At 74.4% G+C, this 3,862-nt stretch carries 5 protein-coding genes and 1 pseudogene; 2 read left to right on the plus strand and 4 right to left on the minus strand.

Translation table 11 applies throughout. The features are described from left to right. Positions 1-270: 270 nt before the first annotated feature. Positions 271-441, plus strand: coding sequence for a hypothetical protein (locus tag AB0K09_RS30975; protein WP_366068726.1), 171 nt, complete (start codon positions 271-273; stop codon positions 439-441). Between the two features lie 16 nt (positions 442-457). Here the strand turns inward: AB0K09_RS30975 and AB0K09_RS30980 are convergent, their stop codons facing one another. Further along, positions 458-1,486 (minus strand): ABC transporter permease, encoded by a 1,029-nt coding sequence (locus AB0K09_RS30980; RefSeq protein ID WP_366068727.1) that lies wholly within the window; start codon positions 1,484-1,486, stop codon positions 458-460. A gap of 109 nt (positions 1,487-1,595) precedes the next feature. On the opposite strand from AB0K09_RS30980, the gene AB0K09_RS30985 reads away from it, so the two are divergent. Then, entirely contained in the window at positions 1,596-1,808 is a 213-nt protein-coding gene (locus AB0K09_RS30985; protein WP_366068728.1) for a hypothetical protein, read from the plus strand. A 49-nt stretch (positions 1,809-1,857) separates the two neighbouring features. Here the strand turns inward: AB0K09_RS30985 and AB0K09_RS30990 are convergent, their stop codons facing one another. The 3 genes and pseudogenes from AB0K09_RS30990 to AB0K09_RS31000 all read right to left on the minus strand — a co-directional run. After that, positions 1,858-1,989: a hypothetical protein gene (locus tag AB0K09_RS30990; RefSeq protein WP_366068729.1), complete on the minus strand. Its 132-nt coding sequence runs from the start codon at positions 1,987-1,989 to the stop codon at positions 1,858-1,860. 13 nt (positions 1,990-2,002) lie between these two features. Continuing rightward, entirely contained in the window at positions 2,003-2,557 is a 555-nt protein-coding gene (locus AB0K09_RS30995) for a hydrogenase maturation protease (protein WP_366068730.1), read from the minus strand. A gap of 248 nt (positions 2,558-2,805) precedes the next feature. After that, positions 2,806-3,862, minus strand: a pseudogene (locus AB0K09_RS31000) (hypothetical protein); the annotation flags it as partial.

A 3,862-nucleotide genomic window follows, 5' to 3' on the forward strand; every position in this document is an offset into this window, starting at 1 on the left:
GGGCGGCGAAATCCCCCACCGGGCGGACGCCACGGGCGGGGGGCCAACGTCGACCATGCTGCGAAGCGCTTCCCCCGAGGGGGAAGACTGTCCGCCTGTGGGGTGGCTCACCCGGATGAAACCCCAGGTCGGCGCCCTTCTGGCGGATACCGGGGTGGCTCGTCTCACAGCCCGGGCCGGGCCTGCCCCGCGCGGCGTGCCACCCGGCCGCCGCCCGCCTACGCTGAAGATGCCGGATCTCCCGGACCGGACGGAAGGAGCTGATCCGTCGTGGAACGCAGCAGCAAGCACGGCGCCAAGAAGGACGACGAGCTGAAGAAGGAGATGCTGGCCAAGCACCGCACCGGGCGTCCCATGCGGTCCGAGGAGTGGCGCGACCCCGAGTCGCGGCTGCACGACGAGGAGACGCCCCGCAAGCAGCAGCCGCACCGCCGTCAGTGACCGGTGACCGGCCCCGTCAGCGGGCGATCTCCCGGCCGCCCGGGTGGCGGTGACGCCACACCCAGAACACCGTGGCCGACACCGCCGCCCAGACGGCCAGCACCACGAACGGGAAGGGGTGCTGGTACCCCCCGAAGTACACGGCCGTGTGCTGCGCGTTGACCGAGGCGCCCGGCGGCAGCCAGCGGCCGATCACCCCGAGCGGCGAGGGCAGCAGCGGCCAGGAGACGGCCCCGCCCGAGGACGGGTTGCCGAGGAGCACCATCAGCCCCCAGGTCGGCAGCATCGCCCACCGCCCGAACAGCGTGTTGAAACAGGTGAACACCATCGCGCTGGTGAACATCGTCAGCGCGAGGATCAGCCAGGATTCCGGGAAGGGCAGCCGCAGCGCGCCCAGCCCCCAGTCCACGACGGCCGAGATGGTGAATCCGCCCAGCAGCGAGTAGGCCGTGATGAAGCCGATCCGCTCACCGGGCGTGAGCGCCCCGGCGTTGACGTTCAGCTGGATGGCCCCGATGAAGCCGAGGATCACCGCGGAGAGCGTGATGTAGAAGATGGCCAGCCCCCGCGGATCGCCCTTCTGCAGCGGATTGACGTCCGTCACGCTCACCGGCACGCCGGCCGCCGCACCGGCCCGCGGCGCCGTCTCGGTCAGCAGCTGTGCGACGGTCGCCCCGGACGCCGCCGAGACGTCGAGCGCGGCGCCGTCCCCGCGCTGCCACAGGATGGCGTAGACCTGCTGCTCCTCCACGGCTCTGCGGGCGTCCGCGTACGTGGCGTACCGGTGCAGCTCCAGCGGGGTGCCCAGGGCCTGCTCCATGCCCCGCACGAACGCGTCGCGCCTGGCCTCGGAGCTCGCCGCCCGGGCCACCGCCACCGGGATGCGGTGCGGGGTGGGGTTCGCCATGGCGTACGTGTAGGAACCGGCGAACAGTCCGGCCATGGCCGAGGCGATCAGGACGATCACCACCGCCGGCAGGAACGGCGAGTGCCGGAACCACTCCCACCACGCCCGCACCCCGCCTCCCGGACTCTCCGTACCCATGTGGCCACCATAAGTCGCCAAGATCGAAGCGGCGCGACGTCGGCGGCACGCGCGGAAACCGCCGCCCGCGCTCCCTGATCTTCGAGGCGTGCCGCATTACTGTGGTGGCATGGACAAGCAGTCGCCCCCGGTCGTCGTGCACCCCCTCGTGGAGGGCACGCGACTGGTGAAGATCCACGGCCGGTCCGCAGGCAAGGCGCACTCCCTGGAGGACCTGGAGCGGTTCCTGCGCGAGGCCGGCCTGCGGGACATCGACGTCGACAACTCGACGGTGGTCGAGTGGCGCGGTGGCGGCAGCAGCATGTGGCCGCAGCGGCCCTGAGCCCGGCCGCGCGGCCCCCGGGTGCCCGCCGCTGCGGACACCGCGGACGTCACATCGTCTCCATCCGCCAGTAGCGCACGGCGTCCGGCGCGCTGAAGGCGACGGCCGCGAGCGCGGCCGCCGCGAGGGCGCCCACGGCGATCCGCACCACGGCCGCCGGAATGAAGATCCCGTTCTTCATGTCTGTCACCTCCTCACCCGGGTGGTGCCGGCGCCGCCTCCGGGCGCACGGCGGGGTCGATCAGCAGTCCGGCGGCGAGCTGCTCCACCTGGCGCACGGCCTCGCCGACCGCGCACCGCACGGGCCCGCTCAGCCCGACGGCCACGTCGGGCTCGTCCCCGCGCATCCGCACCAGCGGCTCGCAGCCGAGGACCAGGACCCGCGGCAGCGGAAGGTCCTCCTCCCGCCCCAGACTCCTGGCCAGCGCCAGGACCTTCACCGGGTCCATGCCGTGGGCCTCGGGCGCCGCCGGGCCGGCCTCGTCGGCGGGGTCCGGCTCGATGACGTACAGCGTGCCGGGCGCGCCCCCGCGCGGGGTCGCGTCGACGAGCACGGCGGCGTCGTAACCACCCAGCAGCCTGTACGCCAGATCCATGCCCCGGATGCCGAAGTCCGCCGCGTGGACGCCCTCGGGCAGCCGTCTGCCGCGCAGCGCGGCGACCACCTCGGGGCCGAAGCCGTCGTCGGCGAGGAAGACGTTCCCGATGCCCGCGACCAGCACCCGGCGGCCCCGCGACGCCTCCGCCACGACGGGCTCCACCTCCTCGGGCGCGAAGAAGAAGCGGTGGCCCAGCCCGGTGCCGAAGTCGGTGCCCGCGTCCCCGTCCAGGGTGACGACCAGGTGCACCCTCCCCTCCATGTCCTCCTCCACGCCGTCGACCTCCGCGGTCCGCCCGGCCAGCGCCAGGTCGAACACGTCGGCGCGCCGCCCGGGCCGCAGCCGCACCCGGCTGCCGCGCCCCACCCGCACCCCGTCGACGATCACCGTGCGCTCGCTCACGCGTCCTCCCGCAGCGGCCGGAAGCCGCGGATCGTGCCGTGCAGGGCCATCAGGTCGTCGGGGGAGAGCGCGGCGCAGCGGTCGAGGATCTCCCGCGCCCGGGGGTCGCTCGCCCGCGCCTCCTCCTGCTCGCCGGGCGTCAGGCTCAGCACGCTCAGGATGAGCAACTGGTCGATCTCACCCCCGTCGAACAGGTCGCCGGGGCTCTCCGGGGCGACGGCCGGGAAGTCGTAGAGGGTGACAGGGGAGGACAGCACGGTACGGGCCCGCTGCCGGTCACCCTCCGGCGCGCCGTACCCGGCCACCAGCACCGGCCAGGTGCCCTCGTTCCGGCAGCGGCCGGCCGCCTCCCGCAGGGCCTCGGGCGGATCGACGAGCGAGACGAACGCGGCGTGGTCACCGCACCGGAGCACGGTGTGCGTCGAGACGAAGGCGTGCGCGGCCAGCTCGTCGCGCGCGGTGCGCCCGCCGCCCGGAGCCGGGCAGACGGTGTCGTTGCGGACCGTCACCCGGATCCGCCACAGCCCGTCGCCGGGCGCCTCGGCATCGAGGTCCACCACGCCGGTCAGCGGCCGCCACCGGCGCACCAGGGCACCGCACGGCCGGCCCTCGGCGTCCCGCAGCACCTCCTCGTCCACCCCGCCGGCGACCGCGACGGTGTGCCGCCGGTGCCCCGACGCGGGGTCCCAGGGCGGCAGGAGCCACTCGCGCTCGGCGGCCTCCTGCCAGCTGAGGTGCCGGGTGCCACCGGCGGTCAGGGCGTCGACCGGCTCCCGCCCGCCGGGCCCGTCGCGGACCACCTGCCGGTCGACGACATGCAGGAACCGCACCCGGACGGACACCTCCGCGCCGCCCCCCGCCTCCAGCAGCACCTCCGTGCGCGCGCTGTCGCGCTCGCCGACGGACGCGGCGTGGGCACGGGGGAAGACGCCGCCGAAGGTCCAGCGCCGGGTGTTCTTCAGCGCCGAACGGCGGTACGGCCACAGCAGATAGCCCTCGTACAGACAGGTCCGGGCGATCTTCTCCAGGGCGTCGTCCACGCGACGGTCGGCA

This window comes from Streptomyces sp. NPDC049577 (assembly GCF_040675635.1).
Classification (GTDB): Bacteria; Actinomycetota; Actinomycetes; order Streptomycetales; family Streptomycetaceae; genus Streptomyces.

Bases quoted from the DNA above. Each gene is read 5' to 3' on its own strand.
- AB0K09_RS30980 (WP_366068727.1), bottom strand. From the start codon at position 1,486: ATGGGTACGGAGAGTCCGGGAGGCGGGGTGCGGGCGTGGTGGGAGTGG.
- AB0K09_RS30985 (WP_366068728.1), top strand. From the start codon at position 1,596: ATGGACAAGCAGTCGCCCCCGGTCGTCGTGCACCCCCTCGTGGAGGGC.
- AB0K09_RS30990 (WP_366068729.1), bottom strand. From the start codon at position 1,989: ATGAAGAACGGGATCTTCATTCCGGCGGCCGTGGTGCGGATCGCCGTG.